The sequence below is a fragment of the Microvirga thermotolerans genome, from assembly GCF_009363855.1.
In the GTDB taxonomy this organism is placed as follows: Bacteria; Pseudomonadota; Alphaproteobacteria; order Rhizobiales; family Beijerinckiaceae; genus Microvirga; species Microvirga thermotolerans.
The window spans coordinates 268640-294990 of the sequence record NZ_CP045423.1 but is presented as its reverse complement, the minus strand read 5'-3'; the positions used below and the strand labels follow the sequence as shown (position 1 = coordinate 294990).

At 69.7% G+C, this 26351-nt stretch carries 30 protein-coding genes; 14 read left to right on the top strand and 16 right to left on the bottom strand.

What is annotated here, in order from left to right; translation table 11 throughout:
* Positions 1-166: 166 nt before the first annotated feature.
* Entirely contained in the window at positions 167-1474 is a 1308-nt protein-coding gene (mnmE, locus tag GDR74_RS01375) for a tRNA uridine-5-carboxymethylaminomethyl(34) synthesis GTPase MnmE (RefSeq protein ID WP_152584622.1), read from the bottom strand.
* Between the two features lie 216 nt (positions 1475-1690).
* Here mnmE and GDR74_RS01370 point away from each other — a divergent pair, with 216 nt between their 5' ends.
* On the top strand, positions 1691-3694 hold the full coding sequence (locus GDR74_RS01370; protein WP_152584621.1) for a thioredoxin domain-containing protein: 2004 nt from the start codon (positions 1691-1693) through the stop codon (positions 3692-3694).
* A gap of 14 nt (positions 3695-3708) precedes the next feature.
* On the opposite strand, the gene GDR74_RS01365 is transcribed toward GDR74_RS01370, so the two are convergent.
* From GDR74_RS01365 to hemE, 6 genes are all read right to left on the bottom strand, one after another.
* Positions 3709-3957: an Rdx family protein gene (locus GDR74_RS01365; RefSeq protein WP_152584620.1), complete on the bottom strand. Its 249-nt coding sequence runs from the start codon at positions 3955-3957 to the stop codon at positions 3709-3711.
* A 13-nt stretch (positions 3958-3970) separates the two neighbouring features.
* The gene (locus tag GDR74_RS01360) at positions 3971-4879 is read right to left on the bottom strand and encodes a haloalkane dehalogenase (RefSeq protein WP_152584619.1); all 909 of its coding nucleotides are present in this window, start codon (positions 4877-4879) and stop codon (positions 3971-3973) included.
* Positions 4876-5490 carry a TetR/AcrR family transcriptional regulator gene (locus GDR74_RS01355; protein WP_152584618.1) on the bottom strand — a complete coding sequence of 205 codons (615 nt, stop codon included), beginning with the start codon at positions 5488-5490 and terminating at the stop codon, positions 4876-4878. The genes GDR74_RS01360 and GDR74_RS01355 overlap by 4 nt, the downstream gene beginning before the upstream one ends.
* A 136-nt stretch (positions 5491-5626) precedes the next feature.
* Complete coding sequence (gene rho / locus GDR74_RS01350; RefSeq protein WP_152584617.1) at positions 5627-6892, bottom strand: transcription termination factor Rho; 1266 nt, start codon at positions 6890-6892, stop codon at positions 5627-5629.
* A gap of 471 nt (positions 6893-7363) precedes the next feature.
* Complete coding sequence (gene hemJ, locus GDR74_RS01345; protein WP_152584616.1) at positions 7364-7789, bottom strand: protoporphyrinogen oxidase HemJ; 426 nt, start codon at positions 7787-7789, stop codon at positions 7364-7366.
* 17 nt (positions 7790-7806) lie between these two features.
* Complete coding sequence (hemE, locus tag GDR74_RS01340) at positions 7807-8850, bottom strand: uroporphyrinogen decarboxylase (RefSeq protein WP_152584615.1); 1044 nt, start codon at positions 8848-8850, stop codon at positions 7807-7809.
* A gap of 377 nt (positions 8851-9227) precedes the next feature.
* Between hemE and GDR74_RS01335 the strand changes: the two genes are divergently transcribed.
* The 5 genes from GDR74_RS01335 to dnaQ are packed head-to-tail and all read left to right on the top strand — an operon-like array spanning position 9228 to position 12869.
* Complete coding sequence (locus GDR74_RS01335; protein ID WP_152584614.1) at positions 9228-10058, top strand: pyruvate, water dikinase regulatory protein; 831 nt, start codon at positions 9228-9230, stop codon at positions 10056-10058.
* Between the two features lie 3 nt (positions 10059-10061).
* Complete coding sequence (locus GDR74_RS01330) at positions 10062-10679, top strand: Maf family protein (RefSeq protein ID WP_152584613.1); 618 nt, start codon at positions 10062-10064, stop codon at positions 10677-10679.
* Between the two features lie 12 nt (positions 10680-10691).
* Entirely contained in the window at positions 10692-11537 is an 846-nt protein-coding gene (locus tag GDR74_RS01325; protein WP_152584612.1) for a shikimate dehydrogenase, read from the top strand.
* Complete coding sequence (coaE, locus tag GDR74_RS01320) at positions 11534-12160, top strand: dephospho-CoA kinase (protein WP_152584611.1); 627 nt, start codon at positions 11534-11536, stop codon at positions 12158-12160. Before GDR74_RS01325 ends, coaE begins: the two co-directional genes overlap by 4 nt.
* A complete protein-coding gene (gene dnaQ / locus GDR74_RS01315) occupies positions 12150-12869 on the top strand; it encodes a DNA polymerase III subunit epsilon (protein ID WP_152587615.1) in 720 nt (239 codons plus the stop codon). The genes coaE and dnaQ overlap by 11 nt, the downstream gene beginning before the upstream one ends.
* A gap of 43 nt (positions 12870-12912) precedes the next feature.
* Here dnaQ and secB read toward each other — a convergent pair whose 3' ends face one another.
* Positions 12913-13404: a protein-export chaperone SecB gene (secB, locus tag GDR74_RS01310; RefSeq protein ID WP_152584610.1), complete on the bottom strand. Its 492-nt coding sequence runs from the start codon at positions 13402-13404 to the stop codon at positions 12913-12915.
* Positions 13405-13677: 273 nt separating this feature from the next.
* Here secB and GDR74_RS01305 point away from each other — a divergent pair, with 273 nt between their 5' ends.
* From GDR74_RS01305 to GDR74_RS01285, 5 genes are read left to right on the top strand one after another with little or no spacing between them, the layout of a single operon-like run.
* Positions 13678-14400 (top strand): Tim44/TimA family putative adaptor protein, encoded by a 723-nt coding sequence (locus tag GDR74_RS01305; RefSeq protein WP_152584609.1) that lies wholly within the window; start codon positions 13678-13680, stop codon positions 14398-14400.
* Positions 14397-15566: a murein transglycosylase A gene (gene mltA, locus GDR74_RS01300; protein WP_152584608.1), complete on the top strand. Its 1170-nt coding sequence runs from the start codon at positions 14397-14399 to the stop codon at positions 15564-15566. Before GDR74_RS01305 ends, mltA begins: the two co-directional genes overlap by 4 nt.
* Complete coding sequence (locus GDR74_RS01295; RefSeq protein ID WP_152584607.1) at positions 15563-16141, top strand: Smr/MutS family protein; 579 nt, start codon at positions 15563-15565, stop codon at positions 16139-16141. Before mltA ends, GDR74_RS01295 begins: the two co-directional genes overlap by 4 nt.
* Before the next feature lie 4 nt (positions 16142-16145).
* Positions 16146-16601 carry a helix-turn-helix domain-containing protein gene (locus GDR74_RS01290; RefSeq protein ID WP_152584606.1) on the top strand — a complete coding sequence of 152 codons (456 nt, stop codon included), beginning with the start codon at positions 16146-16148 and terminating at the stop codon, positions 16599-16601.
* 55 nt (positions 16602-16656) lie between these two features.
* Entirely contained in the window at positions 16657-17658 is a 1002-nt protein-coding gene (locus GDR74_RS01285; protein WP_152584605.1) for an adenosine kinase, read from the top strand.
* Positions 17659-17665: 7 nt separating this feature from the next.
* On the opposite strand, the gene GDR74_RS01280 is transcribed toward GDR74_RS01285, so the two are convergent.
* The 4 genes from GDR74_RS01280 to hisF form a co-directional block, all read right to left on the bottom strand.
* Complete coding sequence (locus GDR74_RS01280; protein ID WP_152584604.1) at positions 17666-18184, bottom strand: YidH family protein; 519 nt, start codon at positions 18182-18184, stop codon at positions 17666-17668.
* Between the two features lie 56 nt (positions 18185-18240).
* Positions 18241-19212, bottom strand: coding sequence for a type I pantothenate kinase (gene coaA / locus GDR74_RS01275; protein WP_152584603.1), 972 nt, complete (start codon positions 19210-19212; stop codon positions 18241-18243).
* A 33-nt stretch (positions 19213-19245) separates the two neighbouring features.
* Positions 19246-19566 (bottom strand): phosphoribosyl-ATP diphosphatase, encoded by a 321-nt coding sequence (locus tag GDR74_RS01270; protein WP_152584602.1) that lies wholly within the window; start codon positions 19564-19566, stop codon positions 19246-19248.
* 347 nt (positions 19567-19913) lie between these two features.
* Positions 19914-20711, bottom strand: a complete 798-nt coding sequence (gene hisF, locus GDR74_RS01265) for an imidazole glycerol phosphate synthase subunit HisF (protein WP_152584601.1) — start codon at positions 20709-20711, stop codon at positions 19914-19916.
* A 2-nt stretch (positions 20712-20713) separates the two neighbouring features.
* On the opposite strand from hisF, the gene GDR74_RS01260 reads away from it, so the two are divergent.
* A complete protein-coding gene (locus GDR74_RS01260; protein WP_246179821.1) occupies positions 20714-21481 on the top strand; it encodes a DUF3800 domain-containing protein in 768 nt (255 codons plus the stop codon).
* Positions 21482-21577: 96 nt separating this feature from the next.
* Here GDR74_RS01260 and hisA read toward each other — a convergent pair whose 3' ends face one another.
* From hisA to hisB, 4 genes are all read right to left on the bottom strand, one after another.
* Positions 21578-22354: a 1-(5-phosphoribosyl)-5-[(5-phosphoribosylamino)methylideneamino]imidazole-4-carboxamide isomerase gene (gene hisA / locus GDR74_RS01255; RefSeq protein WP_194164597.1), complete on the bottom strand. Its 777-nt coding sequence runs from the start codon at positions 22352-22354 to the stop codon at positions 21578-21580.
* Positions 22342-22992 carry an imidazole glycerol phosphate synthase subunit HisH gene (hisH, locus tag GDR74_RS01250; RefSeq protein WP_152584599.1) on the bottom strand — a complete coding sequence of 217 codons (651 nt, stop codon included), beginning with the start codon at positions 22990-22992 and terminating at the stop codon, positions 22342-22344. The genes hisA and hisH overlap by 13 nt, the downstream gene beginning before the upstream one ends.
* A complete protein-coding gene (locus GDR74_RS01245) occupies positions 22989-23480 on the bottom strand; it encodes a DUF2628 domain-containing protein (RefSeq protein ID WP_152584598.1) in 492 nt (163 codons plus the stop codon). Before GDR74_RS01245 ends, hisH begins: the two co-directional genes overlap by 4 nt.
* Before the next feature lie 85 nt (positions 23481-23565).
* Positions 23566-24153 carry an imidazoleglycerol-phosphate dehydratase HisB gene (gene hisB / locus GDR74_RS01240; RefSeq protein WP_152584597.1) on the bottom strand — a complete coding sequence of 196 codons (588 nt, stop codon included), beginning with the start codon at positions 24151-24153 and terminating at the stop codon, positions 23566-23568.
* A gap of 160 nt (positions 24154-24313) precedes the next feature.
* On the opposite strand from hisB, the gene hslV reads away from it, so the two are divergent.
* Both hslV and hslU read left to right on the top strand, forming a co-directional pair.
* Positions 24314-24844, top strand: a complete 531-nt coding sequence (hslV, locus tag GDR74_RS01235; RefSeq protein ID WP_152587613.1) for an ATP-dependent protease subunit HslV — start codon at positions 24314-24316, stop codon at positions 24842-24844.
* Positions 24845-24919: 75 nt separating this feature from the next.
* Positions 24920-26227, top strand: coding sequence for an ATP-dependent protease ATPase subunit HslU (hslU, locus tag GDR74_RS01230; RefSeq protein WP_152584596.1), 1308 nt, complete (start codon positions 24920-24922; stop codon positions 26225-26227).
* Positions 26228-26351 lie beyond the last annotated feature (124 nt).

Genomic DNA, 26351 nt, shown 5'->3' with positions numbered 1-26351 from the left:
CGCGGAAGGTCAAAAGGGCAAAATGTTTCACGTGAAACATCGCCGACCGTCCACGGCCCTCCACAGCCCGTCCACACTCTCTCCAACAGCTTTTCAGGCGATTCTCCAAGCCTCTGCGCACCGATTCGCCGCGGGGACGGTTCTCTCATGGGAAAGGTAAACGGTGTCACTTCCCGATGCAGAAACTGGAGAAGAGACGGTCCAGCATCTCCTCCACGTCCACCCGGCCGGTGATTTCCCCAAGCGCCCGCGCCGCGAGGCGCACCTCCTCCGCCGTGAGCTCCACGGGCCCGCGCCGCTCCAGCAGGTCGAGCGCGGTCCGGATCGCCGCCTGCGCCCGCTCGAGGGCCCGCCGGTGGCGCTCCCGGGTCAGGAGCGCATCGCCGGTCCCGAAGGCGGCTTCCGCCTCCCGCTCCAGCCGCTGCAGCAGCTCGGGCATCCCCTCCCCCGTCGCCGCCGAGACCAGCACGTCGCAATCGCGACGGGTGCGGTTCACATCCGCCTTGGTGCCGACCCGCAGGAGCCGCCGCGCCGGGGGAGGCTCCCCATCGGTCCCTTCCGGCGGCACCAGCCAGAGCACGAGGTCCGCCCGTTCCGCGCGGGCGCGGGCGCGGGCGACCCCTTCCCGCTCGACGGGGTCGGAGCTCTCCCGCAGGCCCGCCGTATCCACCACCGCCACGGGCAGCCCGTTCAGGTCGCAATGGACCTCGATGAGGTCGCGGGTGGTGCCGGCGACGGGGGACACGATGGCCACGTCCCGCTTCGCGAGCGCGTTCAGGAGCGTAGACTTGCCCGCATTGGGCGGCCCGGCGAGGACCACGGTCAGGCCCTCGCGCAGGCGCTCGCCGCCGCCCTCCGCCAGAACCTTCGCGAAGGAATCCCGCAGCGCCTCCAGGCGCCGGGCGACCTCCCGCTCCAGGCCCTCGGGCACGTCGCCCTCGTCCGAGAAATCGAGGCTCGCCTCCAGGAGCGCAAGGGCCTGGAGGATCTCCTCCCGCCACGCCTCCGCCGCTTGGCCGAGCCGCCCTTCCAGCTGGGAGAGGGCCTGGCGCCGCTGCGCCTCGGTCTCCGCGTCGATCAGGTCCGCCAGCCCCTCCACCCGGCTCAGGTCCATCCGGCCGTTCAGGAAGGCCCGGCGGGTGAACTCGCCGGCCTCCGCGGGGCGGCAGTCCGGGAACGCGCCCAGCGCCTTCAGGACCGCCGCGCGGGTGGCGAGGCCGCCGTGGATGTGCAGCTCCACCTGATCCTCCCCGGTGAAGCTCTCCGGCCCCGGCATCCAGGCGACCAAGGCCTGGTCGAGAGGCTCGCCCTCCGGGCCGCGCAGGGTCCGCAGGACGAGCCGGCGCGGCGCGGGCACTCCGCCGGCGATCGTTTCGAGAATGAATCGACTGCCCCGCCCGCTGATCCGGATCACGCAGATGGCGGCTCGACCGTAGCCGGAGGCCGGTGCGAAGATGGTGTCGTCCGAGCGCATGACCATGAACCTTCAGGGGACCGAGAGCTTTAAGGCCTGGAGCATCGGGCGAGAACGCGCACTCACGTTCGATGCTCCAGGCTTCCGATGTCGAGCATCGTTTCGCGCAAAACCGGTTCCCGCTTTTGCGCCCGATGCCTGGCAGGGCCTTCCGGCCGGTTCGGCCCCGAATCGCCCGGCCCGAGTGCGAAGACGCGAGACAGTGGAGACGGACCCATGAACCGCCTGAAGGATGCCAGCTCTCCCTATCTCCTGCAGCACCGCGACAATCCTGTCCATTGGTGGGAATGGGGGCCGGAGGCCTTTGCGGAAGCCCGCCGCCTGGGGCGGCCGGTCCTGCTCTCGGTCGGCTACGCCGCCTGCCACTGGTGCCACGTGATGGCCCACGAGAGCTTCGAGGATCCCGCCGTCGCGGCGGTGATGAACGAGCTGTTCGTCAACATCAAGGTGGACCGGGAGGAGCGGCCGGACGTGGACCATGTCTACATGAGCGCCCTCCACCTTCTCGGCGAGCAGGGCGGCTGGCCGCTGACCATGTTCCTGACGCCCGAAGGCGAGCCCTTCTGGGGCGGAACCTATTTTCCGAAGGAACCGCGCTTCGGCCGCCCGGGCTTCGTGCAGGTGCTGCGCGAGATCGCACGGATCTACCGGGCGGAGCCGGAGCGGGTCGCCAAGAATGCCACGGCCTTGAAGCGGCACCTCGCCGAGGAAGCCCGGGCCGGCGGCGAGGGCCTGTCCCTCCAGGATCTCGACGACCTCGGCGCCCGGCTCGTCGCCGTGACGGACCCGGTGAACGGCGGCCTGCAGGGCGCGCCCAAGTTCCCCAACCCGCCGATCCTCGAATTCCTGCTGCGCCACGCCCGCCGGAGCGGCAGCCATCAGGCGCGGCATGCCGCCCTCTTGGCCCTCGAGCGCATGGCCCATGGCGGCATCCACGACCACCTCGGCGGCGGCTTCGCCCGCTATGCGGTCGACGAGCGCTGGCTCGTGCCGCATTTCGAGAAGATGCTCTACGACAACGCCCAGCTCCTGGAACTCTACGCCCTCGCCTTCGCGGAGACGGGCCGTCCCCTCTTCCGGGGCGCCGCCGAGGGCATCGTCGCCTGGCTCGAACGGGAGATGGTCACGCCCGGGGGCGCCTACGCGTCCTCTCTCGACGCCGATTCGGAAGGCGAGGAGGGCCGCTTCTACGTGTGGAGCCTCGGCGAGGTGCGGGAGGCGCTGGGCGAGGATGCGGATCTCTTCGCGAAGGTCTACGACGTCACCGCCGAGGGCAACTGGGAGGGCACCAACATTCTCAACCGGCTCCTCTCGGAGGAGGCGCCCCCCGCCGTGGAGGAACGGCTCGCCCCGATGCGGGAGAAACTGCTGGAACGGCGCGCCCGACGCGTGCGACCGGGCCTCGACGACAAGGTCCTGGCCGACTGGAACGGCCTCGCCATCGCGGCCCTGGTGCGGGCCTCTCCCCTCCTCGGCCGTCCGGACTGGATCGCCCTGGCCACGCGCGCCTACCGCTTCGTGCGCGAGACGATGGCCCGCGACAGGCGCCTCGGCCATTCCTGGCGCGGCGGCGTCCTCGTCCATCCGGGCTTCGCCCTCGACCACGCCGCCATGATGCGCGCGGCCCTCGCCCTGTTCGAGGCGACGGGCGAGGAATCCTGCCGCGCCGACGCGCTCGCCTGGCGGGACGTCCTGCTGTCGGACTACATGCTGCCCGAATCGGGGCTTCTCGCCATGACCGCGCGGGACGCGGACCCGCTGGTGGTCCGTCCGCAGCCGAGCCACGACGACGCGGTGCCCAACGCCAACGGCGTCTTCGCCGAGGCCCTGGTCCGGCTCGCCCAGATCGGCGGGCGCACCGAGGACGGCGACCGGGCCGAGGCGGTGCTGGCCCGCCTTACGGCCGCCGCCCGCGCGGCGCCGCTCGGCCACACCTCGATCCTGAACGCCCTCGATCTCCACCTCAGGGGCCTGAGCATCCTCGTCGTGGGAGAGGGTTCGGAGCCCCTGCGGGAGGCGGCCCTGCGAATCCCCTACCTGGAGCGGAGCGTGCACGTGGCGACGGATCCGCAAGGCCTGGAGGAGAGCCATCCCGCCCGATCGCTTGCCGCGGCGGGACAAGGTCCGCGGGCCCTGGTCTGCGCCGGCATGCGCTGCTCGCTCCCGGTCGGCAACTCAGAGGACCTCGCCGCCCAGGCGCGGGCGATGCTCGGCGGATAACCGGCCTGAGGCGTTCAAGAGGCGCCGGGCTCCGGCTTGCCCAGGGCGGCCGCCACCGCCGCGACGATGGCGGCCTCGTCGGGAAAGAATCCCTTCGCCCGCTCCGTCGCGACCCGACCGTCGACGAGCACCTGAAACACGCCGCCGCCGCCCGGCACGAGATCCACGTCGAGCCCGAACCGTCGGCCGAGGGCCGAGGCAGCGGCCCTGGCGCGCTTCTCGTAACCGCAGGGCCGGCAGTAGCGGATCGTCACGGAGGCCATGGTTTCCCTCCCCTCACGCTGCCACGCCGGCCGGGGCGTGCGCCTCGGCCCGCAGGATGAAGTCGCAGACCGCGCGGCCGATGGCCTCCGGATGGTCCTCCTGCAGGTAGTGGGCGCCTGGCCCGAGATGCACGAGATCGCACCGTTTGAGGCGGGCGGCGAACTCCCTTGCGAAGGCCGGGGAGACGAGGGCTCCCGGATTGCCGGCGAACAGGAGCTTCGGGTAGTCCGAGGCGGCGAGGGCCGCATGGGCCTCCTCGAGCGCCGCAGCGACGTCCGCCGGTTCGCCCGCGATGGGGAGTTCGTTGGGAAAGCGCCAGACGGGACGGCGCGATTCCGGCGTCGGGAAGGGCGCCCGGTAGACGGCCATCTCCTCCTCGCTCAGGCGGCGCCTGACGGAACCGGGCAGCACGCGCTCCACGAAGGCGTTGTCCTCCAGGATCGTCCGCTCGCCGGTGCCGGGCGTCCGGAAGGCCCTGAACGTTTCGCGCGCCGCCGGCACCTGGTGGAAGTCGTCCCAGGACGCCATGGGCCGGATGAACTCCATGAAGGCGAGGCCCCGTACGAAATCCGGCCGCCGCGCGGCGAGATGGAAGGCGAGCGCCGTGCCCCAGTCCTGCGCCACGAGGTAGGCGGAGGAGATTCCGGCAGCATCCAGAAAGGCATCGAGATAGCGGGCGTGGTCGAAGAACCGGTAGCCGATCGCCGGCTTGCCCGACTGGCCGAAGCCGACGAGGTCCGGGGCGATGCAGTGCGCGACGCCCGCCACATGGGGAATGACGTTCCGCCAGATGAAGGAGGAGGTCGGATTGCCGTGCAGAAACAGGGCCACCGGGGCGCCGGGACGCCCGGCCTCCCGGTAGGCCATGTGCGAATCGAGAACGGGGCGGCGGGGCAGGGCGATGTCGGGACCGGGTTTCATGGGCGTTCCTCTGCGGTGCGGTTCGGGGATTCTCGAAAGACGGTCGCGAAGGCGATGGACTTGAAGCGCTCCAGGGCGGCCGGGCCGCGCTCCACCTTCATGCGCAGGATGGCGCCCTGCCAGGAGGCCAGGAGGAAGTCGGCGAGATCCTCGGCGGCGAAGGCGGAGGAGATTTCCCCCCTGTCCTGGGCCTCGGCGATGCAGGCGGCGAAGGGCTGCCGCCATTCCACGAAAATGTCGGCAAGGCGCCGGCGCAGCCTCTCGCTGTGCGAAGAGGCTTCCAGGCTGAAATCCCCGATGAGGCAGCCGCGGCCGTAGGCATCGGCCTCGAGGCGCTCCGTGATGATGTCGAGGTAGCGCCGCAGCCGTTCCCGCGGCGTGAGGGTCCGGTCCTCGAGGGCCTGGGCCGCCAGACTGCGGACATGGGAGAAATAGCGGTCGAGGACCTCTTCCGCGAAGGCCTCCTTCGAGCGGAAGTGGTTGGTGAAGGAGCCCTGGGGAGCCTCGGCCTCGGCCACGATGTCGCGGATGCCGGAGCCGTTGTAGCCCTGGCGGAACATGACCCGGAGCCCGGCGTCGAGGATCTTTTCGCGAAGGGAAGGTTTTGCCATGGGCTCATTAAATACGTACGAACGTATTTATGTCAAGCACCCTCCGTCGCGCCGGGCCGAAGGGGGTCGAGGCATGAAAAACCCCACCCCCGCTTCCGGGGATGGGGCGTCGACGGCGGAGCCTCGGGTGAGGCGGTCAGGTGTTCATCGAATCGAAGAATTCCTGGTTCGACTTGGTCTGGCGCAGCTTGTCGAGCAGGAACTCGATGGCGTCCACCGTGCCCATCGGGTTGAGGATGCGCCGGAGCACGTACATCTTCTTGAGGGTGTCCGGGGGAACCAGGAGTTCCTCCTTGCGGGTGCCGGAACGGGTGATGTCGATGGCCGGGAAGGTGCGCTTGTCGGCCACCTTGCGGTCGAGGATGATCTCCGAGTTGCCGGTGCCCTTGAACTCCTCGAAGATCACCTCGTCCATGCGCGAGCCGGTGTCGATCAGCGCGGTCGCGATGATGGTGAGCGAGCCGCCTTCCTCGATGTTGCGCGCCGCGCCGAAGAAGCGCTTCGGGCGCTGGAGGGCGTTGGCGTCGACGCCGCCGGTCAGCACCTTGCCGGAGGACGGCACCACCGTGTTGTAGGCGCGGCCGAGGCGGGTGATCGAATCGAGCAGGATCACCACGTCGCGCCCGTGCTCCACGAGGCGCTTGGCCTTCTCGATCACCATCTCGGCGACCTGGACGTGGCGGGAGGCCGGCTCGTCGAAGGTGGAGGCGACCACCTCGCCCTTCACCGAGCGCTGCATGTCGGTCACCTCCTCCGGGCGCTCGTCGATGAGCAGCACGATGAGGTAGCACTCGGGATGGTTGGTGGTGATCGACTGCGCCACGTTCTGCATCAGCACGGTCTTGCCCGTGCGCGGCGGGGCGACGATGAGCGCGCGCTGGCCCTTGCCGATGGGCGAGACGATGTCGATGACGCGGGAGGAATAGTCCTTCTTCGTCGGGTCGTCGATCTCGAGCTTGAAGCGCTCGGAGGGGAAGAGCGGCGTCAGGTTGTCGAAGTGGACCTTGTGCCGGATCTTCTCGGGATCCTCGAAATTGATGGTGTTGACCTTCAGCAGGGCGAAGTAGCGCTCGCCCTCCTTCGGGCCGCGGATCGGGCCGTCCACCGTGTCGCCGGTGCGCAGGCCGAAGCGGCGGATCTGCGAGGGCGAGACGTAGATGTCGTCAGGTCCCGGCAGGTAGTTGGAATCGGCGGAGCGAAGGAAGCCGAAGCCGTCCTGGAGAACCTCGACGACGCCGGCGCCGATGATCTCCACGTCGCGGGCCGCGAGCTGCTTGAGGATGGCGAACATGAGCTCCTGCTTGCGCATGGTGCTCGCGTTCTCGACCTCGAGCTCCTCCGCGAAGGCGATGAGCTCGGTCGGGGACTTGGATTTCAGGTCTTGAAGCTTGATTTCCCTCATCGGGGAACACTCTCGGGGTAGGATTCGCGGCCAGGACGCCTGATCGCGCGGGAGATGAAGGGGAACGTTCGACAGGGCCACCCAGTTCACGGAGCGTGACTTCGAAGAGCCTTGGAGCCCGGTGCGGCGCAACCTGTCTTTGAGGGGAAGAGAGCTTCCTTATAATCGCCCCGGCGGATTTCCTCAAGGGCTGTTTGGACGACTATTTCGAGGAGCGGGACGGCGCCTCTCCCGAACCGCCCGGGATCGGTCGGGCGGGAGGCGGGGCGGCCCTGCCCGCCTCCTTCCGGAGCGAGAACCCGGAAGCCATGGCCACGAACGGTGCGGAACCGAACGACGGCACCGGGACGGAAGCGGCTGCCGCGCCTCTAAAGCATCGAGCGCAAAAGTGGAAACCGGTTTTGCGCGAAAAGATGCGTGAAATCATAAGCCTGGGGCATCGGACGTGAGTTCGATTTCTCGTCCGATGTTCTAGAACGGCTTCACGATCACCAGGATGACGATGGCGATCATGAGAACGGTGGGGACCTCGTTGATCATCCGGTAGAACCTGGCCGGGCGCGTGTTGGCGTCGGCGGCGAAGACCTTCACGGTCTTCGACAGAAAGCCGTGCACGCCGGAGAGGACCAGCACGAGCAGGAACTTGGCGTGGAACCAGCCGGAGGTCCACCAGCCCCCCTGCCAGACGAGGACGAGGCCGAGGACCCAGGTCGCGATCATGGCCGGGTTGATGATCGCCTTGAGGAGGCGGCGCTCCATGATCTTGAAGGTCTCGGACTGGATGGAGCCCTTCGGCGCGTCGCAGTGATAGACGAAGAGCCGGGGCAGGTAGAGCATTCCCGCCATCCAGCTGATGACGGCGATCAGGTGCAGCGCCTTGATCCACAGATACGCCATGGCCGCTCCCTCTCCGTTCAGGCGCCGGTGCCGCGCACGCGGGCGACGAGCTCGCTCACGTGCTCGATGGGGGTTTCGGGCAGGATGCCGTGCCCGAGGTTGAAGATGTGCGGGCGGTTGCGCACCGCCGAGAGGATGTGCTCGACGCCCTGGCGCAGGGGCTCCCCTCCGGCGATGAGGGCGAGCGGATCGAGGTTGCCCTGGGTCGCCACCTGGCCGGGCAGCTGCGGCAGCACCTGCGCCGGGTCGAGGGTCCAGTCGAGGGCAAGCGCGTCGCCCACCCCCGCCGCCGCGAAGCGATGGAGATGGGTGCCTCCGCCCCGCACGAACACGATGGTCCGCGCCTGCGGCCGCGCCTCCTTCAGCCCCGTGACGATGCGGCGGATCGGGTCGAGGGAAAGCCGGTCGAACAGGGCGGGCGGAAGGGCCGCGCCGAAGCTCTCGAAGATCTGCACCGCCTCGGCCCCCGCATCGATCTGCCGGACGAGATAGGCGGTGGAGGCCCGCACCAGGATGTCGACGAGCCGGTCCATGAAGTCCGGGTCGCGATAGGCCGTCAGCCGGGCGGGCGCCTGGTCGGGAGTGCCCTTGCCGGCGATCATGTAGCTCGCCACCGTGAACGGGGCCCCGCAGAAGCCGAGCAGGGTCGTCTCCTTCGGCAGCGAAGAGCTCAGGCGGTCGAGGGTCTCGAAGACCGGATCCAGCCGCCCGAGGGGCAGCTCCGCGGAAAGCCGGGAGAGATCGGCGGCCGAGGTCACGGGGTCGAGCTTCGGGCCCTCGTTCTCGACGAAGCGCACCTCCTGGCCGAGCGCATGGGGAATGACGAGGATGTCCGAGAACAGGATGGCGGCGTCGAAGCCGAAGCGGCGGATCGGCTGGAGCGTCACCTCCTCGGCGAGCCGCGGGGTGTAGCAGAGGTCGAGGAAGGAACCCGCCTGCTTCCGGGTCTCCCGGTATTCCGGCAGGTAGCGTCCCGCCTGGCGCATGATCCAGATCGGCAGGGGCCAGACCGGTTCGCCGTCGAGGACGCGCAGGATCGCTTTGGTGGGACGCTCGCTCACGAAGCCTCTCTTCAAATATGAAAATTCTTAGAATCGAGAATCTGTTGTTTCTCTTGGGCCGTGAATCGCAAAGCCGCAAGGGCGTCCACAGATCGTCCACACGCTCCGGGACGTTAACGGTCCGTTTACGTGTCGGGCGGCCCCGCCACAATCCTTTCCGGATTCTTAAAGCTTAACAAATCCCTAACGCGGCCGGGCGCGGGCGGGGCCGGGAACGGCGCCCCGATTCGTGCCGGATTCTCCCACGCGGCCGGTTCCGGAATCGCACACGGGCGAGGGCTGTTGACGGCGCCGGGCCGTACCCACAGCCTCCCGCGCTGGACCTCTTCGCCCGGGCGAACTATCCACATTCATCGACTCCCTGTCCGGAGGGCCCTGTGGGACGCAGCTACTTCCATCTCCACCTCGTCTCCGACTCCACCGGCGAGACCCTGATCACCGTCGCCCGCGCCGCGGTGGCCCAGTACGAGGGCATCGCGGCGATCGAGCACGTCTATCCCCTCGTGCGCTCCACCACCCAGCTGGAGCGCGTCCTCTCGGAGATCGAGGCCGCGCCGGGCATCGTCCTCTACACCCTCGTGGACCAGGAGCTCGCCGGCCGGCTCGAGGAGGTCTGCCGCGCCACCGGCTCGCCGCACCTCTCGGTCCTGGCGCCGGTCCACTCCCTCCTCTCCTCCTATCTCGGCGCCCATTCCACGGCCCGGCCCGGCGCGCAGCACATGCTGAACGCGGAGTACTTCAAGCGCATCGACGCCATGAACTTCACCCTTCTCCACGACGACGGGCACCTGCCCCACGACCTGGAGGAGGCGGACGTGATCCTGCTCGGCGTGAGCCGCACCTCCAAGACGCCGACGGCGATCTACCTCGCCAACCGCGGCCTCAAGACCGCCAACGTGCCCCTCGTGCCCGGCGTGCCGCCGCCGCCGGTCCTCGAGACCACGCGCAAGCCCCTCGTCGTCGGGCTCGTCGCCTCGCCCGAGCGCATCGTGCAGATCCGCCAGAACCGGCTGCTGAGCCTCAACGCGGACGACGACACCGCCTACGTGGACCGGGAGGCGGTGGCCGAGGAGATCGCCGCCTCCCGCCGCCTCTTCGCCCGCCACGGCTGGCCGGTGATCGACGTGACCCGCCGCTCCATCGAGGAGACGGCGGCGGCGATCATCGACCTGTACCGGGACCACCGCCTGCGCTTCATCGCGGAATAGGCCATGGCATCCCCCTGGATCGCGGATCAGCCGCTCCTCCTCGCCTCCACCAGCCGCACCCGCCTGACGATCCTCGTCGGGGCGGGCCTGCCGGTGGAGACGCAGAGCCCCGGCGTGGACGAGCGGGCCGTCGAGGCCGCCGCGCGGGCCGAGGCGCTCGCGCCCCCGCAGCTCGCCCGGCGTCTCGCGGCGGAGAAGGCCCTCGCCGTCAGCCGCCGCCATCCGGGCCGGCTGGTGCTCGGCGCCGACCAGGTCCTCGACTGCGAGGGGACCGTGCTCCACAAGCCGTCCGGCCGGGAGGCGGCGAAGGAGCACCTGAGCCGGCTTTCCGGCCGCACCCACGCCCTCCATTCCGCCGTCGCCCTCGCCCGCGACGGGGCGGTGACCGAGAGCTTCGTCGACAGCGCCTGCCTGACCATGCGCCCCCTCGACGGCCCGGCCCTCGACCGCTATCTCGACCTCGCCGGCCCGGAGGCGTTCCTGAGCGTCGGCGCCTACCGGCTCGAAGGCCTCGGAATCCACCTCTTCGAAAAGGTCGAGGGCGACCATTTCACCATTCTCGGCCTGCCGCTCATCCCCCTCCTCGCCGTGCTCCGACGAGGGGGCTACCTGTCGTTCTGAAGGACGCGCACCATGACCAGGGCCTTCGTCGTCGGACATCCCATCGCGCATTCGCGCTCGCCCCTGATCCACGGGCACTGGCTGCTCAGCCACGGCCTCGAAGGCTCCTACGAGCGGCTGGACGTGGCCCCCGCCGACTTCCCCGAATTCGTCCGCACCTTCGCGGAACGCGGCTATGCGGGCGGAAACGTCACGATTCCGCACAAGGAGGCCGCCTACCGCGCCGTCGACCGGCGGACGGAGCGTGCCGAAAAGCTGAAAGCCGTCAATACCTTATGGGTCGAGGACGGGCTCGTCTGGGGCGACAACACGGACGTGCTCGGCTTCATGGCCCATCTCGACGAGACCCTGGGGCAGGGCTGGGAACGGGCGGTGGACACCGCCCTCGTCATCGGCGCGGGCGGCGCGGCGCGGGCCGTCGCGGCGGGACTGCAGGAGCGCCCGATCGGCCGCATCCTCGTGGCGAACCGCACGTTCTCGAAGGCCCAGGACCTGATGCGCGACCTCGCGGGCCCCGGCGCCGCCCTCGAAGCCCTGCCCTGGGAGCGCCTCGGCGAAGCGGTCGAGGCGGCGGGGCTCGTGGTCAACACCACCTCCCTCGGCATGACGGGGCAGCCTCCCCTCGACATCGACCTTGCGGGGGCGAGGCCCGGCGCCGCCGTGGCCGACATCGTCTACGTGCCCCTGAGGACCCCCCTCCTCGCGGCCGCCGAGGCCCGGGGCCTGCGCACCGTCGACGGGCTCGGCATGCTGCTCCACCAGGCGGCGCCGGGATTCCGGCGCTGGTTCGGGATCATGCCCCAGGTCACGCCCGAGCTGCGGGCCCTCGTCGCCGCCGATCTGGGGGAGAGGACATGACCTTCGTTCTCGGCCTCACCGGCTCCATCGGCATGGGCAAATCGGCCACCGCCGCCATCTTCCGCCGTCTCGGCGTGCCGGTGCACGACGCGGACGCGACCGTGCACGCCCTCTACCGCGGCCGCGCCGCGCCCGCGATCGGGGAGGCCTTCCCCGGCACGGTGACGGACGGGGCCGTGGACCGGGCCCGCCTCGCCGCCGCCGTCCTCGGCCGCCCGGACCGGATCGGGCTCCTCGAAGCCATCGTCCACCCGCTGGTGCGGGAGGAGGAGGAGGCGTTCCTGAGGAGCCTTCCGCCCCTCACGCCGGTCGCGGTCCTCGACGTCCCGCTCCTGTTCGAGACCGGCGGGGAGGCGCGCTGCGACGCGGTGGCGGTGGTCACGGCCTCCGTCGAGACCCAGCGCGAGCGGGTGCTCGCCCGCCCCGGCATGACGGAGGAGAAGCTCGCCGCGATCCTCGCCCGGCAGATGCCGGATTCCGAAAAGCGGGCCCGGGCGCATTTCCTTGTTGATACGGGCCGCGGCTTCGCTTCGGCGGAGGCCCAGGTCCGGGCTATCCTCGCCTGCCTCGCCGGACGGCCGGGGCGGGGCGCGTCGAAGCGGAGCATCGGGCATCATGCGTGAAATCGTTCTCGATACCGAAACCACGGGCACGGATCCCGCCCAGGGCGACCGGATCGTGGAGATCGGCTGCGTCGAGCTCTACAACCACATCCCGACCGGGCGCAGCTTCCACCGCTACCTCAATCCGGAGCGTCCCATGTCGGAGGGCGCCTTCGCGGTGCACGGGCTCAGCGACGCGTTCCTGGCCGACAAGCCGGTCTTCGCCGCCGTCGTGGAGGAGTTCCTGGAATTCGTGGGCGACGGCCGCTTGGTGATCCACAACGCGGCCTTCGACGTGGCCTTCCTCAATGCCGAGCTCGCGCGGACCGGCCATCCGCCCTTCGTCCTCGCCGAGGTGGTCGATACCCTCGCCCTGGCGCGGCGCAAGCATCCCGGCGCCGCCAACAACCTCGATGCGCTCTGCTCCCGCTACGGCATCGACAATTCCCGCCGCACCAAGCACGGGGCGCTCCTCGACGCGGAGATCCTGGCCGAGGTCTATATCGAGCTGATCGGGGGCAAGCAGGTCGGGTTCGATCTGGAGATTCAGCCCGCGAGCCGTCTGGGACGCCTCGCCGTCGCGGGCGCGGCGGCGCCCCGGGAGGCGCGGCCGAGGGCCGCGATCTTGCGTCTGACCGATGCGGAAAGGGCCGCCCATGCGGCCTTCGTCGAGACCCTGGGCGGAACGCCCCTGTGGCGGGACTATCTCGGCGAGCCGGCGGCCGAGTGAGGCGGCGCCCGCCCGGCGGGCGCCGCAAGGGAACCCTGGCGGATCAGGAGAGGGTTTGGCCGGCGGCCTGCGCGGCCTGGACCTCGGCGGCCCGCTGCCGGTAGAGCGCCACGAAATCGATCGGGTCGATGTAGAGGGGCGGGAAGCCGCCGTTGCGCACCGCCTCGGCCACCATCTGCCGGGCGAAGGGGAAGAGCAGGCGCGGGCACTCGATCATGATGACCGGATGGAGCTGGTCCTGCGGGATGTTCTGCACCCGGAACACGCCGGAATAGGTGAGCTCGAAGGCGAACAGCACCTCCTTGCCGCCGACCTTCGCATCGCCCTCGAGGGTCAGGTCGACCTCGAAGTCCGCATCCGCCAGCTGCTTGGCGTTGACGTTCACCTGCAGGTTGATCTGCGGGCCTTCCGACTGCGGCTGGAGGGAGCGGGGGGCGTTCGGGTTCTCGAACGAGAAGTCCTTGCAGTACTGGGCGAGCGCGTTGAGGGAGGGCATGCCGCCCTGCGCTCCGTTGTTTGCCGGGTTGTCGGCCATGTGGTGTTGCTCCCGAGACAAGAGTCGACGGTTCGTGTGCGTTGCGCCCGCCGGACGCGCTTGCCTGAAGCGCCGGACCGCCGGCGGGCCGTGGAACTCCGCGCTACCATGCTTCACCCCTGCGAACAAGTTTGAGCTGTTTCACGTCGCTTGTCCCCTGGGAAGGTGGATGTTACGACCGGAAACCCCCATATGCGGGGGATACCCCCCTCGCCTGGCGGGTGAACCGCCCGGCGTTCCAGCCGGGCCGGGCCGGCCGTTAACGGATCGACGATGCAGGATTCCTTCGACATCACGACCCTCATATTCATCGTACTCGCCATTTTCGTGGCCTGGCGCCTGCGGTCGGTACTCGGCCAGAAGACCGGCAACGAGCAGCCGCCCTTCGACCCCCTCGCCCGCCGCGACGGCCCGCCGCTGCGCACCGGCGCTGCCAAGACCGACCAGGACAACGTGGTCCGCCTCCCCGGCGCCAACGGCGCCCGCCCGGAGCCGGCGGCCCCGCCCGCCGAGCGCTGGAAGGGCTATGCCGAGGCCGGCACGCCCATGGCCCACAGCCTCGACGAGATCGCCCGGGCCGAGCCGAACTTCGACGCGGCCTCCTTCCTCGAAGGCGCCAAGATGGCCTACGAGATGATCGTGACCGCCTTCGCCCAGGGCGACCGCCGGACCCTCAAGGACCTTCTGTCGAAGGAGGTCTACGAAGGCTTCGAGCGCGCCATCGCCGAGCGCGAGCGCCGCGGCGAGAAGGTGGAGACCACCTTCGTCTCCATCGACAAGGCCGAGATGGCCGGGGCCGAGGTCCAGGGCCGGACGGCGCAGATCGTGGTCCGCTTCCTGTCCAAGCTCATCACCGCCACCCGCGACGCCTCCGGCGCGGTCGTCGACGGGAGCCCCGACACGGTGGTCGACGTGACCGACGTGTGGACCTTCGCGCGCACCCTCGGCAGCCGCGACCCCAACTGGCAGCTCATCGCCACCGAAGCGGGACAATGAGGCATGGCGGTCGCTTCGCCCTCGGCCTCGCCCTCGGGATTCTGACCGTGACCGCCGCGGAGGCCGCCCCGTCGCTGGCCGGCAAGGCGCGGCTGGAGCCGGTCGCCTTCGCGGATCTCGCGGGCTGGGACGGGGACGACCACGCCGCCGCCTTCGCCGCCTTTCTCCGCACCTGCAAGGCCCTCGCGGAGGAGAAGGCGCCCCTGCGCCCTGCCCGGGAGCCGGAGGCTCCCCTCGTCGCCGTCTGCCGCAGGGCCCTCGCGGCGGGGCCCCTCTCCGGCGCCGAGGCCCGGCGCTTCTTCGAGACCCATTTCCGGCCCGCCGCCGTCGTTCCGCTCTCGGGCGAGGGGTTCCTCACCGGCTACTACGAGCCCGAGTTCTCCGGCTCCCGGGTTCCGGACGGGACCTACCGCGTCCCTCTCCTCGCCCGTCCCGACGATCTCGTCACCGTCGCGCAGGGCGAGACCCTGCCCGGGCTCGATCCTGGCTTCCAGGCCGCCCGGCGCACGGGCAGGGGCTACGAGCCCTATCCGGACCGGGCCGCCATCGAGGACGGCGCCCTGGGCGACCGGGCGAGGCCGGTGGTCTTCCTGCGCGAGCCGGGCGAGGCCTTCATCATCCACGTCCAGGGCTCGGCCCGCATCCGGCTCCCGGACGGCTCCGTCCTCAGGGTCGCCTATGCGGGGCGGAACGGCCATCCCTACACCTCCATCGGCCGCCTGCTGGTCCAGCGGGGGGAGATGGACCTCGAGACCATGACCCTCGAGAAGCTCCTCGGCTGGCTGCGGGAGAACCCGGAGAAGGCCCGCTCCCTCATGCGGGAGAACCGCTCCTACATCTTCTTCCGCGAGGCGGACGAGCTGTCCCCCGAGGACGGGCCCGTCGGCGGCGCGGGCGTGCCGCTGACCCCCGGTCGCAGCCTCGCGGTCGACCGTTCCCTCTGGTCCTACGGGCTGCCGGTCTGGCTCGACGGCCGCATGCCCGTGGCCCTCGACCGGACGGAGCCCCTGCAGCGCCTCATGATCGCCCAGGACACGGGCTCCGCCATCGTCGGGCCGGCGCGCGGCGATTTCTTCGTCGGGAGCGGCGAGGAGGCGGGAACCCGGGCCGGCCTCCTGCGGCATCCGGTCCGCTTCGTGGTGTTCCAGCCCGTCCCGTCTCCATGACCGGCCGACGCCGCAACCGCCATCTGAGCGACGAGGAACGCCGCCTCTGGGCGCACGTGGTCCGGGGCGTGGCGCCCATGAAGGGGCGCATCCTGCCCGCCCCGGAGGAGGAGCCGGCCCCGGTGCCGGCCCCCGCTTCAGAGCCCCCTGCCCCGCCCCTCCCGCCCGCGCCCTCCCCCGCCGGCCGGGCCGCCCAGCCGCCCCCGCCTCCCTTGCCTCCCCTGGCCCCCGTGGAGCGCCGGACCCTCAGGGCCCTGCGGCGCGGCGCCAAGGCGGTGGACGCGATCATCGACCTCCACGGTATGCGCCAGGCCGAGGCCCACGCGGCCCTCATCCGCTTCCTCCACCGGTCCCAGGGTGCGGGCCATACCCTCGTCCTCGTCATCACCGGCAAGGGCGGCGCCGGGACCTGCGGGCTCTTCGAGGAGCGGGGCGTCCTGCGCCGGTCGGTGCCCCACTGGCTGCGGCTCCCGGACCTCAGATCTCTTGTGGTCGGCTTCGAGGAGGCCTCTCCCCAACACGGCGGATCCGGTGCACTCTATGTCCGGCTACGCCGCAGGCGCGGCGCGGGATGAACGGATGACCCCTTTCGGCGAACGGGTGCGGCAGCTTCGCCGCCAGCGCGGCTTGATGCTGAAGGACATGGCCGCCCATCTGGGCGTGTCGAGCGCCTATCTCTCCGCCCTGGAGCGCGGCGAGCGCGGCAAGCCCACCTGGACCCTGATCCAGGGCGTGCTCCAGTATTTCAACATCATCTGGGACGAGGCGGACGAGCTCGCCCGCCTCGCCGACCTGTCCGACCCGCGGGTGAAGATCGACACCTCCGGCACCCACGCCCGGGCGACCCTGCTCGCCAACCGTCTGGCGCGGGAGATCGGCCAGCTCACCGAGGCGGAGGTGGACGAGATGCTCGCCATCCTGGACCAGGCGCAGGAGCGGAGCCGGCGGCCCGCCTTTGCGGAAGCGGCGCCCGAGGGTGTGCGGTCCGCGCCTCCGGTCCTCCAGCAGGTCCCGGATTCCCGGGCCGAGGCTTGACCGCCGTCCCGCCGGATGCGAAAGCGCCCCGTCTCCAACAGGCGCTACGGTTCCCATGTCCCATTCCCGCATCGACGTGCTCACGCTCGGCAACGCCATCGTCGACGTCCTCGCCCATACGGACGAGGCCTTCCTCGCCGCGAAGAAGGTCCACAAGGGCGCCATGCAGCTCATCGACGAGGCGCGGGCGGAGGAGCTCTACGGGGACATGGGCCCCGCCATCGTGGTGTCCGGCGGCTCCGCCGCCAACACCGCCGCCGGAGCCGCCTCCCTCGGAGTGCGGGCGGGGTTCATCGGCAAGGTGAAGAACGACGAGACGGGCCGCCACTTCGCCCGCGATCTCAAGGCCGCGGGCGTGCACTACGACGTCGCCCCCGCCGAGGACGGCCCCGCCACCGCCCGCAGCTTCATCCTGGTGACGCCGGACGGCGAGCGCACCATGAACACCTATCTCGGCGCCTGCCAGAACCTCACCCCCGACGACGTGAAGGCCGAGACCGTGGAGGCCTCGGCCTATGTCTATCTCGAAGGCTATCTGTGGGATCCGCCGGCGGCGAAGGAGGCCTTCCGCAAGGCGGTGAACCTCGCCCACGGCGCCGGCAACCGGGTGGCGCTCACCCTCTCCGACGCCTTCTGCGTCGACCGCTACCGGGACGAGTTCCTCGGCCTCATGCGCGACGGCAGCCTCGACATCCTCTTCGCCAACATCCACGAGCTCCAGAGCCTCTACGGCACCTCCGACCCCGACAGCGCCCTCGCGGCCCTGCGGGAGGAGAAGGTGCTCGGCGTCGTCACCCGCTCGGCGGAGGGGGCCCTGGTGGTGAGCCGCGGCGAGACCCGGGCCGTGCCGGCCTTCCCCGTCGAGAAGGTGGTGGACACCACCGGCGCGGGCGACCTCTTCGCGGCCGGCTTCCTCGCCGGCCTCGCCCAGAACCTCGACCTGGTGGACTGCGCCCGCCTCGGCGGCCTCGCCGCCGCCGAGATCATCGGCCATCTCGGGGCGCGGCCCCAGGCGGACCTGCGCGACCTCGCGCGGCAGGAAGGGCTGCTGGACTGAATCCGGGTCACCCGCCCGCGCGCCCGAACCACAGGCTCGCCAGGGCCGCGAGGGCCACGAGCACCAGGAAGCCGTTCAGGACCACGAGAAGGAAGGGTGGGATGCGGTGCACGTCGGGCCTCGGCGGCGGCGCCCCCACGAAGACCTGCCGCCACACCGCGGCCGCGAAGCAGAAGGCGCTGAAGAGCACCAGCAGGGACCCGGTGCCGAGCACCATCCACGCAGGCACGACACCCTCGAGGAGCTTCTTCGCCCCGATGCCGGAGGCGAGCGCCGCGAGGCCGGTCCGGACCCAGGCCGCATAGGTGCGCTCGGCGGCGAAGACCGTCCGGTCCGCCGCCAGCTCCGTGCGCCGGTCGGCGCTGTCCTTCATCTGGACGCTGGCCGTGGCCGTCGTCTTCGCGGCCGCCTGGGTCTGCACGGCGGCCGCCTGCGTGTTCTCGGCCGCTTCCTGGGTCTGGACGGCGGCCTCCTTCGCATGTCGGGCGCTGCGCTTGAGCTTTTCCTCGACCGGTGGCGTGGGCATGCGTTCTCCCTCTCGACACGAGGGCACAACGCTCACGACGGCGAAAAGGTTAGTCTCTACAGGCGCCGCAGGGCCACGGTCTCGATCCGGTGGCTCGCGCCCTTCTTGAGGATGAGGCTGGCGCGCTGGCGGGTCGGCACGATGTTCTCGCGCAGATTGACCAGGTTGATGCGGTTCCAGAGCCCGTCGGCGATGGTGATGGCCTCGTCCTCGGGCAGTTCCGCGTAGCGGCGGAAATAGGACAGGGGATCGCGGAAGGCGGTGTGCCGCAGGCGCAGGAAGCGGTTCACGTACCAGCGGTGCAGGTCCTCCTCCTCCGCGTCGATATAAACCGAGAAGTCGAAGAAGTCGGACACGAAGGGAATGGCGGTGCCGTCCTTCGGCAGGCGGGCCGGCTGGAGCACGTTGAGCCCCTCGACGATGAGGATGTCCGGCCGGTCGACGACCGTCTCCTCCCCCGGCACCACGTCGTAGACCAGGTGCGAGTAGAGCGGCGCGCGCACGTTGCGCTTGCCCGCCTTGATGTCGGCGAGGAAGTGGAGCAGCGCGCTCGTGTCGTAGCTTTCCGGAAAGCCCTTGCGCTCCATGAGCCCGAGGCGGGTCAGCTCCGCGTTGGGCAGAAGGAAGCCGTCGGTGGTGACGAGATCGACCTTCGGAGTGTTGGGCCAGCGGGCGAGGAGCGCCTTCAGCACGCGGGCGGTGGTGGACTTGCCCACCGCCACGGAGCCCGCGACGCCGATGATGTAGGGGACCTTCTCCTCCTTCTCCGCCAGAAGGAAGCGCTGGGTCGCCTTGAACAGCCCCTGCGTCGCGGCGACGTAGAGGGAGAGCAGGCGCGACAGGGGGAGGTAGATCGCCGCCACCTCGTCCAGGGAGATCGGGTCGTTGAGGGATTGCAGCCGCACCACCTCCTCGGCGGTGAGGGTCATGGGCGCGTCGGCGCGCAGCTTCGCCCATTCCTCCCGCGTGAAGACGCGGTACGGGGAGAGGTTGTCGTCCTCGAACGACACCGCGTTGCGCTGGTCCATGTGGATCCCCCTTTCGGGTCCGGGCCCTGCCCATCAGGCCTTGCGGGAGGCCTTCTCGGCAAGCCCGGACTGGACGGTGCGCCGTTCCAGCTCGGCCATCACGTCACTTAGCGGAATGCGCGCGCCCTGCAACACGACCAAAAGGTGATAGAGCACGTCCGCCGCTTCCGCCGTGAGGTTCTGCCGGTCGCCCTGCACGGCGGCGATGGCGGCCTCCACCGCCTCCTCGCCGAGCTTCTTCGCCGCCTTCGCAGGGCCCTCCGCCAGGAGCTTGGCCGTGTAGGACTCGGTCGCGGGCGCCGCCGCGCGCGCGGCGACGATGCGGGCGAGGTCGTCGAGGGTGAAGGAGGTCATCTGTCCGGTTCCGGTGTCGTCCGATCATACCATGCGCGTGGAGCGCCCTTTGTCATCCCCGGCGGCGCAAGGTGTCTTCCCCTCCTCCGCCGCGCCGTTCCGGGGCCGCGGAGCGGAGCCCGGAACCCATAGCCGCTGTCATGGCAAGGCAGAATGCGACGTCTCCTGCAGCTTTCCATCCCCCGCCATGGGTGTTCATGGGTTTAGAGCATCGGACGCGAACGCGAACTCACGTCCGATGCTCCAGTCGCGCAGAACCGGTTCCCGCTTTGGCGCTCGATGCTCCAAGTTTCTGATCTGGAGCATCTTTTCGCGCAAAACCGGTTCCCACTTTTGCGCTCGATGCTTTAGAGCCCGGCTCGAAGGGCCATCCCGTCCAGCCGCATCTTCAGGCCCTTCCCGGCCATGTAGCGCTTCGCCTCGCCGATGGTGTGGGTGCCGAAGTGGAAGATGGACGCGGCGAGCACGGCGCTGGCGTGGCCTTCCCTGACCCCGTCGACCAGGTGGTCGAGGGTGCCGACGCCGCCGGAGGCGACCACGGGCACGGGGACCGCGTCGGCGATGGCGCGCACCAGGGCGAGGTCGTAGCCGCCCTTGGTGCCGTCCCGGTCCATGGAGGTGACGAGGAGCTCCCCGGCGCCGAGCGCCGCCACCTGTTTCGCGAAGGCGATCGCGTCGATGCCGGTGGCGTTGCGCCCGCCATGGGTGAAGATCTCCCAGCGCGGCGCCTCGCCCTCCCCCGACACCCGCTTGGCGTCGATGGCGACCACGACGCACTGGCTGCCGAACTTCTCCGCCGCCTCGCGCACGAAGTCCGGGTTCCTCACCGCGGCGGTGTTGATGGAAACCTTGTCCGCCCCCGCGAGGAGCAGCCTCCGGATGTCCTCGACGGTGCGCACGCCGCCGCCGACGGTGAGCGGCATGAAGCAGGCCTCCGCCGTGCGGCGCACCACGTCGAGCAGGATGCCGCGGTCCTCGTGGCTCGCGGCGATGTCGAGGAAGCACAGCTCGTCAGCGCCCGCCGCGTCGTAGGCCTTCGCGGCCTCCACCGGATCGCCCGCGTCGACGAGATCCACAAATTGCACGCCCTTGACGACGCGGCCGTCCTTGACGTCCAGGCACGGGATGAGGCGGACTTTCAGCATTGATGAACCAACCCTTCGCAGGCGCAATGCCATCCTTTTCCGATTATGTCATCTATGTCGATGAAAGCGGGGACCACGACCTCAATTCCGTCCACGATGACTTTCCACTTTTCGTCTTGGCCTTCTGCATTTTCAGGAAATCCCAATACGTGCACGAAATCGTTCCGGCCATTCAGGAATTTAAATTCCGGTGGTTTGGCCATGACATGGTCATCCTGCACGAGCGGGAAATCAGAAAGCAGCAGGCGCCGTTCAAATTTCTTCAGAAGAAGGATGTCAGACAGAGATTTATGGACGAGCTGTCCGCCATCGTGAAGGATGCAGACCTTACGCTGATTGCGAGCGTCATCGACAAGAGAAAACTGAAACGACGATACGCTTCGCCGGACAACCCTTACCATATCGGGCTTCAGTTCTGCATGGAGCGAACCCACGCTTTCCTGATGGAACACGACCAGCGGGGGAAGGTTGCCCATTGCATGTTCGAGAGACGGGGAGCCAAGGAGGACAGGATCCTTGAGCTCGAATTCCGGAGAATCAAGGACCGGGGCAACTACAACGCCATCCGGATGGATGAACTCGAGATCTGCTTCGTGGACAAGAAGGCCAACTCGTCGGGTCTCCAGCTGGCCGATCTCTTCGCACGACCGATCGGGCTGAGCGTTCTCAGGCCCGAGCAGGCAAACAGGACCAGGGAGATCATCGTCGAGAAATACCGCCGGAGTCCGGCGGGAAAGACGCTCGGCTGGGGCTTGAAGATCTTTCCTTGAAAAGCGAAGGGCCCCGAACGAATCCGAGGCCCAGCGCCGACCGAGAACATCCCCCAGTCCATTTAGACGTATTATATGTGAACAAACTGCGAACCGTCAAGACGCGGATTGACTCTTCTTCGAAGCGGAGTCTTGGCGCATCGAGCGAATCAGCGCCAGGGCCTGATCCGGGTCGATGCGCCCGTCGTAGAGGGCGCGGCCGGTGATGGCGCCGCCGAGGATCGCGCAGTCGGGCTGCGTCAGGCGCTCGATATCGGCCATGGAGCCGAGGCCGCCGGAGGCGATGACCGGGATCGAGACCGCGCGGGCGAGGGCGAGGGTCATGGGGATGTTGAGGCCCTTGAGGATGCCGTCCCGGGCGATGTCGGTGTAGACGATCGCCGCGACGCCCGCGTCCTCGAAGCGGCGGCCGAGCTCCTCCGCCGTGAGGGTCGAGGTCTGGGCCCAGCCCTCCACGGCCACGAGGCCGTCCCGGGCGTCGATGCCCACCGCCACCCGGCCCGGATGAAGCCGCGCCGCCTCGCGCACGAAGGCCGGGTCGCGCACCGCCGCGGTGCCGATGATGACCCGGGCGACGCCCTTGGCGAGCCAGCCCTCCACCGTCTTCATGTCGCGGATGCCGCCGCCGAGCTGCACCGGGATCCGGACCCGCTTCAGGATCGCCTCGACCGCCGCCGCGTTCATCGGCTTGCCGGCGAAGGCGCCGTCGAGATCGACCACGTGCAGCCATTCGAAGCCCTGCGCCTCGAAGGCGGCGGCCTGGGCCGCCGGGTCGTCGTTGAAGACCGTCGCCTGGTCCATGTCGCCCTGGATCAGGCGGACGCAGCGGCCTTCCTTCAGGTCGATGGCGGGAAAGAGGATCACGGGCGCCACCTCAAAAAGTTGGCGATGAGCCTGAGGCCGAGGGCCTGGCTCTTCTCGGGATGGAACTGGGTGCCGACCAGGTTGTCCCGGGCGACGATGGCGGTGACCGGGCCGCCGTAATCGACGGTGGCGAGGACGTCCCGGGCCTCGGCGGGCGAGAACGCATAGGAATGCACGAAATAGGCATGGAGGCCGTCGGGACCCGTCGGGACCCCCTCCAGCACCGGGTGCGCCCCTCGCGCCTCCAGGGTGTTCCAGCCCATGTGCGGGATCTTGAGGGAGGGATCCTGCGGGACGATGGCCTTCACGTCGCCGGGAATCCAGCCGAGGCCCTCGGTGGTCGCGTGCTCGAGGCCCCGGCTCGCCATGAGCTGCATGCCGACGCAGATGCCCATGAAGGGCCGCCCCTCCTGCCGCACCCGCCGCTCCATGGCCTCGACCATGCCGGGGACCGCGTCGAGGCCGCGCCGGCAGTCGGCGAAGGCGCCCACCCCCGGCAGCACGATTCGGTCCGCCCTGGCGACGAGGGCCGGGTCGGAGGAGACGGTAATGGTCTCGTCGAGACCTGCCTCCCGCGCCGCCCGCTCGAAGGCCTTGGCGGCCGAGTGGAGGTTGCCGGACCCGTAATCGACGATCACCACGCTCACCGGGGACGCTCCGCATCGGGAAAGAGGCCGATCACCGGCTCGGTGCCCGCAAGGGGGCGCAGCGCCGGGGAGGGCGGGGAAACGGGAACCCGCGGCGCGGCGGGGCGCTGCAGCCAGCGGGCGAAGCTCCTGGCCTCCGCCTCGTCCCGGCGCGAGGCCGTCACCACGTCGACCGCGGGGCGTCCGCGGCGCTCGTAGGTCCAGCGCCGGAGGCTCCCGGCCTCCAGGCCGATCAGGACCTGCAGCAGGAGCTGGGCGAGGAAGCGGGCCGCCGGGTGCACGTCGAGCAGGTCGAGGGCCAGGTTCAGGGCGAACAGGGTCAGGAAGACGCCGATCCCGACAAGCCACAGCCGGTGGAAGAAGAACCAGAGAAAGGTGAAGAAGAACGCGCCCCAGGAGAAGCCGTCCTTCACGATCTCCGCCTCTTCCAGGGCGGCCGGGTCGCCCGGGCGGGCTTCCTTCGCGAGGTGCAGGGTGTAGGTGGTCATGTCACCGTTCCTTCGGGAGGCCGGGCGCGGCGATCCGCGGGCGGCCGCGAGCCTCTTCGGGACAACCGAGAGAGTCCGGAGAGATCTAGAGCGTTCCCTTGGTGGAGGGAATGCGACCTCCTTCCCGCGGGTCGATGGACACGGCCTGCCGCAGGCAGCGGGCCACGCCCTTGAAGCAGCTCTCGGCGATGTGGTGGCTGTTGGCCCCGTAGAGGGTCTCCACGTGCAGCGTCAGCCCGGCATTGATCGCGAAGGCCTGGAAGAACTCGCGCACCAGCTCCGTGTCGAAGGCGCCGATCTTCTCCGTCGGGAAGGTCGTCCGGAAGACCAGGAACGGCCGGCCGGAGATGTCGAGCGCGACCCGGGTCAGGGTCTCGTCCATGGGCAGGTGGATGTCCGCGTAGCGGGCGATGCCCTTCTTGTCCCCGAGCGCCTGCAGGAGCGCCTGGCCGAGGGCGATGCCGGTGTCCTCCGTCGTATGGTGCTGGTCCACGTGCAGGTCGCCCTTCACCGTCACGGTGAGGTCGACGAGGGCATGGCGGGCGAAGAGCTCGAGCATATGGTCGAGGAAGCCCACGCCGGTGGCGATCTCGGCCTTGCCGGTCCCGTCCAGGGCGATGGACAGGGCGACGTCGGTCTCGGCGGTGCGGCGGCTGACGCTCGCGGCGCGCATCGTGAAACATCCTTTGCGAAAGAGACGGCGCGTTGGGGTGACGGGGCCTTCTAACAGCCCCTCGGGAGAAACGCCACCCGCGTTGCTTTTGCGGCGAAGATGATTAAGTCAGTCCCGTCCCCGCCGGAGCGATCCCTTGTCAGAGACAGCCTCTCCCACCATGCACGCCACTACGATCCTCATGGTCCGCAAGGGCGGCCGCGTCGTCATCGGCGGCGACGGGCAGGTCAGCCTGGGCCAGACCATCGTCAAGGGCAACGCGCGGAAGGTCCGCCGCCTCGCCAAGGGCGGGGTCATCGGGGGCTTCGCGGGTTCCACGGCGGACGCCTTCACCCTCTTCGAGCGGCTGGAGGCGAAGCTGGAACAGTATCCGGGCCAGCTCACCCGCGCCTGCGTGGAACTCACCAAGGACTGGCGCACGGACCGCTACCTGCGGCGCCTGGAGGCGATGATGCTCGTCGCCGACCGGGAGGTGGGCCTGCTGCTCTCCGGCGCGGGCGACGTGCTGGAGCCCGAAAACGGCATCGCGGCCATCGGCTCGGGCGGCAACTATGCCCTCGCCGCCGCGCGGGCGCTCGCCGACGGCGGCATGGATGCGGAAGCCATCGTCCGCCGCTCCCTCGCGATCGCCGCCGAGATCTGCGTCTACACCAATTCCAACATCGTGATCGAAACGCTGGACACGGAATAATCCCGCTCCGCGACCGGAACCCCTCCGGCGACGGGCGTCGCCTCCGGCCGGGGACGACATCGGAAGAACAGGTTCATGACCACATTTTCCCCCCGCGAAATCGTTTCCGAGCTCGACCGCCACATCGTCGGCCAATACGAGGCCAAGCGTGCGGTGGCCATCGCGCTGCGCAACCGCTGGCGCCGCCAGCAGCTCGAAGGCAGCTTACGCGAGGAGGTGGCGCCCAAGAACATCCTGATGATCGGGCCGACCGGCTGCGGCAAGACCGAGATCTCCCGCCGCCTGGCGCGGCTCGCCGGCGCGCCCTTCCTGAAGGTGGAGGCGACCAAGTTCACGGAAGTGGGCTATGTGGGCCGCGACGTGGAGCAGATCGTGCGCGACCTCGTGGAGGTCGGCATCGGCCTCGTGCGGGACGAGCGCCGCAAGCAGGTGCAGGCCAAGGCGCATCTGGCGGCGGAGGAGCGCGTGCTCGACGCCCTCGTCGGCGCCACCGCGAGCGCCGCGACCCGGGACAGCTTCCGCCGCAAGCTGCGCAACAACGAGCTCGACGACAAGGAGATCGAGATCGAGGTGCAGGGCGGCCCGCAGGGCCTGCCCATGTTCGAGATTCCCGGCATGCCCGGCGCGTCGGTGGGGGCCATCAACCTCTCCGACATGTTCGGCAAGGCCTTCGGCGGTCAGCGCAAGACGCGCCGCACCACCGTGCGCGAGGCCTACGAGCCCCTCGTCACCGAGGAATCCGACAAGCTCCTCGACCAGGACGCCATCGTTCAGGAGGCGATCCGACAGGTGGAGAACAACGGCATCGTCTTCCTCGACGAGATCGACAAGATCTGCGCCCGCGAGGGCCGCGCCGCCGGCGACGTGTCCCGCGAGGGCGTGCAGCGCGACCTGCTGCCGCTCATCGAGGGCACGACGGTCGCCACCAAGTACGGGCCGGTGAAGACCGACCACATCCTCTTCATCGCCTCCGGCGCCTTCCACGTGTCGAAGCCGTCGGACCTGCTGCCGGAGCTCCAGGGCCGCCTGCCGATCCGCGTGGAGCTGTCGCCGCTCACCGTGGAGGACTTCAAGCGCATCCTCACCGAGACCGAGGCGAGCCTCATCAAACAGGCGGTGGCGCTCATGCGGACGGAGGGCGTGGAGCTCACCTTCACGGACGACGCCATCGACGCCCTCGCCCAGGTGGCGGTGGAGGTGAACAACTCCGTGGAGAACATCGGCGCCCGCCGCCTCCAGACGGTCCTGGAGCGCGTCCTCGACGACGTGTCCTTCACCGCCCCCGACCGCTCCGGGGAGACGGTCGTCATCGACGCGGCCTATGTGCGCGGCGAGGTGGAGAGCCTCGCCAGGAACACGGACCTGAGCCGGTTCATCCTGTAGGCGCTCCCGCAGCAGCAGAAGTTGGGCCCTGAGAGCCGCCCGGAGCCAAGATCCGCACGGCTCCCGAAGTGAAGAGCCGCCGTCGCCTGTCTCCGCGGCTCACGAATCTGCGATTCGTCATGCC

What these genes read in the sequence shown, in the direction of transcription:
- GDR74_RS01270 (WP_152584602.1), bottom strand. Translation starts at nt 19,566, where the DNA reads ATGACCTCCTTCACCCTCGACGACCTCGCCCGCATCGTCGCCGCGCGC.
- GDR74_RS01295 (WP_152584607.1), top strand. Translation starts at nt 15,563, where the DNA reads ATGACCGGCCGACGCCGCAACCGCCATCTGAGCGACGAGGAACGCCGC.
- mnmE (WP_152584622.1), bottom strand. Translation starts at nt 1,474, where the DNA reads ATGCGCTCGGACGACACCATCTTCGCACCGGCCTCCGGCTACGGTCGA.
- rho (WP_152584617.1), bottom strand. Translation starts at nt 6,892, where the DNA reads ATGAGGGAAATCAAGCTTCAAGACCTGAAATCCAAGTCCCCGACCGAG.
- GDR74_RS01355 (WP_152584618.1), bottom strand. Translation starts at nt 5,490, where the DNA reads ATGGCAAAACCTTCCCTTCGCGAAAAGATCCTCGACGCCGGGCTCCGG.
- GDR74_RS01285 (WP_152584605.1), top strand. Translation starts at nt 16,657, where the DNA reads ATGTCCCATTCCCGCATCGACGTGCTCACGCTCGGCAACGCCATCGTC.
- hslV (WP_152587613.1), top strand. Translation starts at nt 24,314, where the DNA reads ATGCACGCCACTACGATCCTCATGGTCCGCAAGGGCGGCCGCGTCGTC.
- GDR74_RS01280 (WP_152584604.1), bottom strand. Translation starts at nt 18,184, where the DNA reads ATGCCCACGCCACCGGTCGAGGAAAAGCTCAAGCGCAGCGCCCGACAT.
- GDR74_RS01365 (WP_152584620.1), bottom strand. Translation starts at nt 3,957, where the DNA reads ATGGCCTCCGTGACGATCCGCTACTGCCGGCCCTGCGGTTACGAGAAG.
- GDR74_RS01260 (WP_246179821.1), top strand. Translation starts at nt 20,714, where the DNA reads ATGAACCAACCCTTCGCAGGCGCAATGCCATCCTTTTCCGATTATGTC.
- GDR74_RS01305 (WP_152584609.1), top strand. Translation starts at nt 13,678, where the DNA reads ATGCAGGATTCCTTCGACATCACGACCCTCATATTCATCGTACTCGCC.
- coaE (WP_152584611.1), top strand. Translation starts at nt 11,534, where the DNA reads ATGACCTTCGTTCTCGGCCTCACCGGCTCCATCGGCATGGGCAAATCG.
- secB (WP_152584610.1), bottom strand. Translation starts at nt 13,404, where the DNA reads ATGGCCGACAACCCGGCAAACAACGGAGCGCAGGGCGGCATGCCCTCC.
- GDR74_RS01290 (WP_152584606.1), top strand. Translation starts at nt 16,146, where the DNA reads ATGACCCCTTTCGGCGAACGGGTGCGGCAGCTTCGCCGCCAGCGCGGC.
- GDR74_RS01360 (WP_152584619.1), bottom strand. Translation starts at nt 4,879, where the DNA reads ATGAAACCCGGTCCCGACATCGCCCTGCCCCGCCGCCCCGTTCTCGAT.
- hisB (WP_152584597.1), bottom strand. Translation starts at nt 24,153, where the DNA reads ATGCGCGCCGCGAGCGTCAGCCGCCGCACCGCCGAGACCGACGTCGCC.
- hisF (WP_152584601.1), bottom strand. Translation starts at nt 20,711, where the DNA reads ATGCTGAAAGTCCGCCTCATCCCGTGCCTGGACGTCAAGGACGGCCGC.
- hslU (WP_152584596.1), top strand. Translation starts at nt 24,920, where the DNA reads ATGACCACATTTTCCCCCCGCGAAATCGTTTCCGAGCTCGACCGCCAC.
- GDR74_RS01245 (WP_152584598.1), bottom strand. Translation starts at nt 23,480, where the DNA reads ATGACCACCTACACCCTGCACCTCGCGAAGGAAGCCCGCCCGGGCGAC.
- coaA (WP_152584603.1), bottom strand. Translation starts at nt 19,212, where the DNA reads ATGGACCAGCGCAACGCGGTGTCGTTCGAGGACGACAACCTCTCCCCG.
- GDR74_RS01370 (WP_152584621.1), top strand. Translation starts at nt 1,691, where the DNA reads ATGAACCGCCTGAAGGATGCCAGCTCTCCCTATCTCCTGCAGCACCGC.
- GDR74_RS01325 (WP_152584612.1), top strand. Translation starts at nt 10,692, where the DNA reads ATGACCAGGGCCTTCGTCGTCGGACATCCCATCGCGCATTCGCGCTCG.
- mltA (WP_152584608.1), top strand. Translation starts at nt 14,397, where the DNA reads ATGAGGCATGGCGGTCGCTTCGCCCTCGGCCTCGCCCTCGGGATTCTG.
- GDR74_RS01330 (WP_152584613.1), top strand. Translation starts at nt 10,062, where the DNA reads ATGGCATCCCCCTGGATCGCGGATCAGCCGCTCCTCCTCGCCTCCACC.
- hemJ (WP_152584616.1), bottom strand. Translation starts at nt 7,789, where the DNA reads ATGGCGTATCTGTGGATCAAGGCGCTGCACCTGATCGCCGTCATCAGC.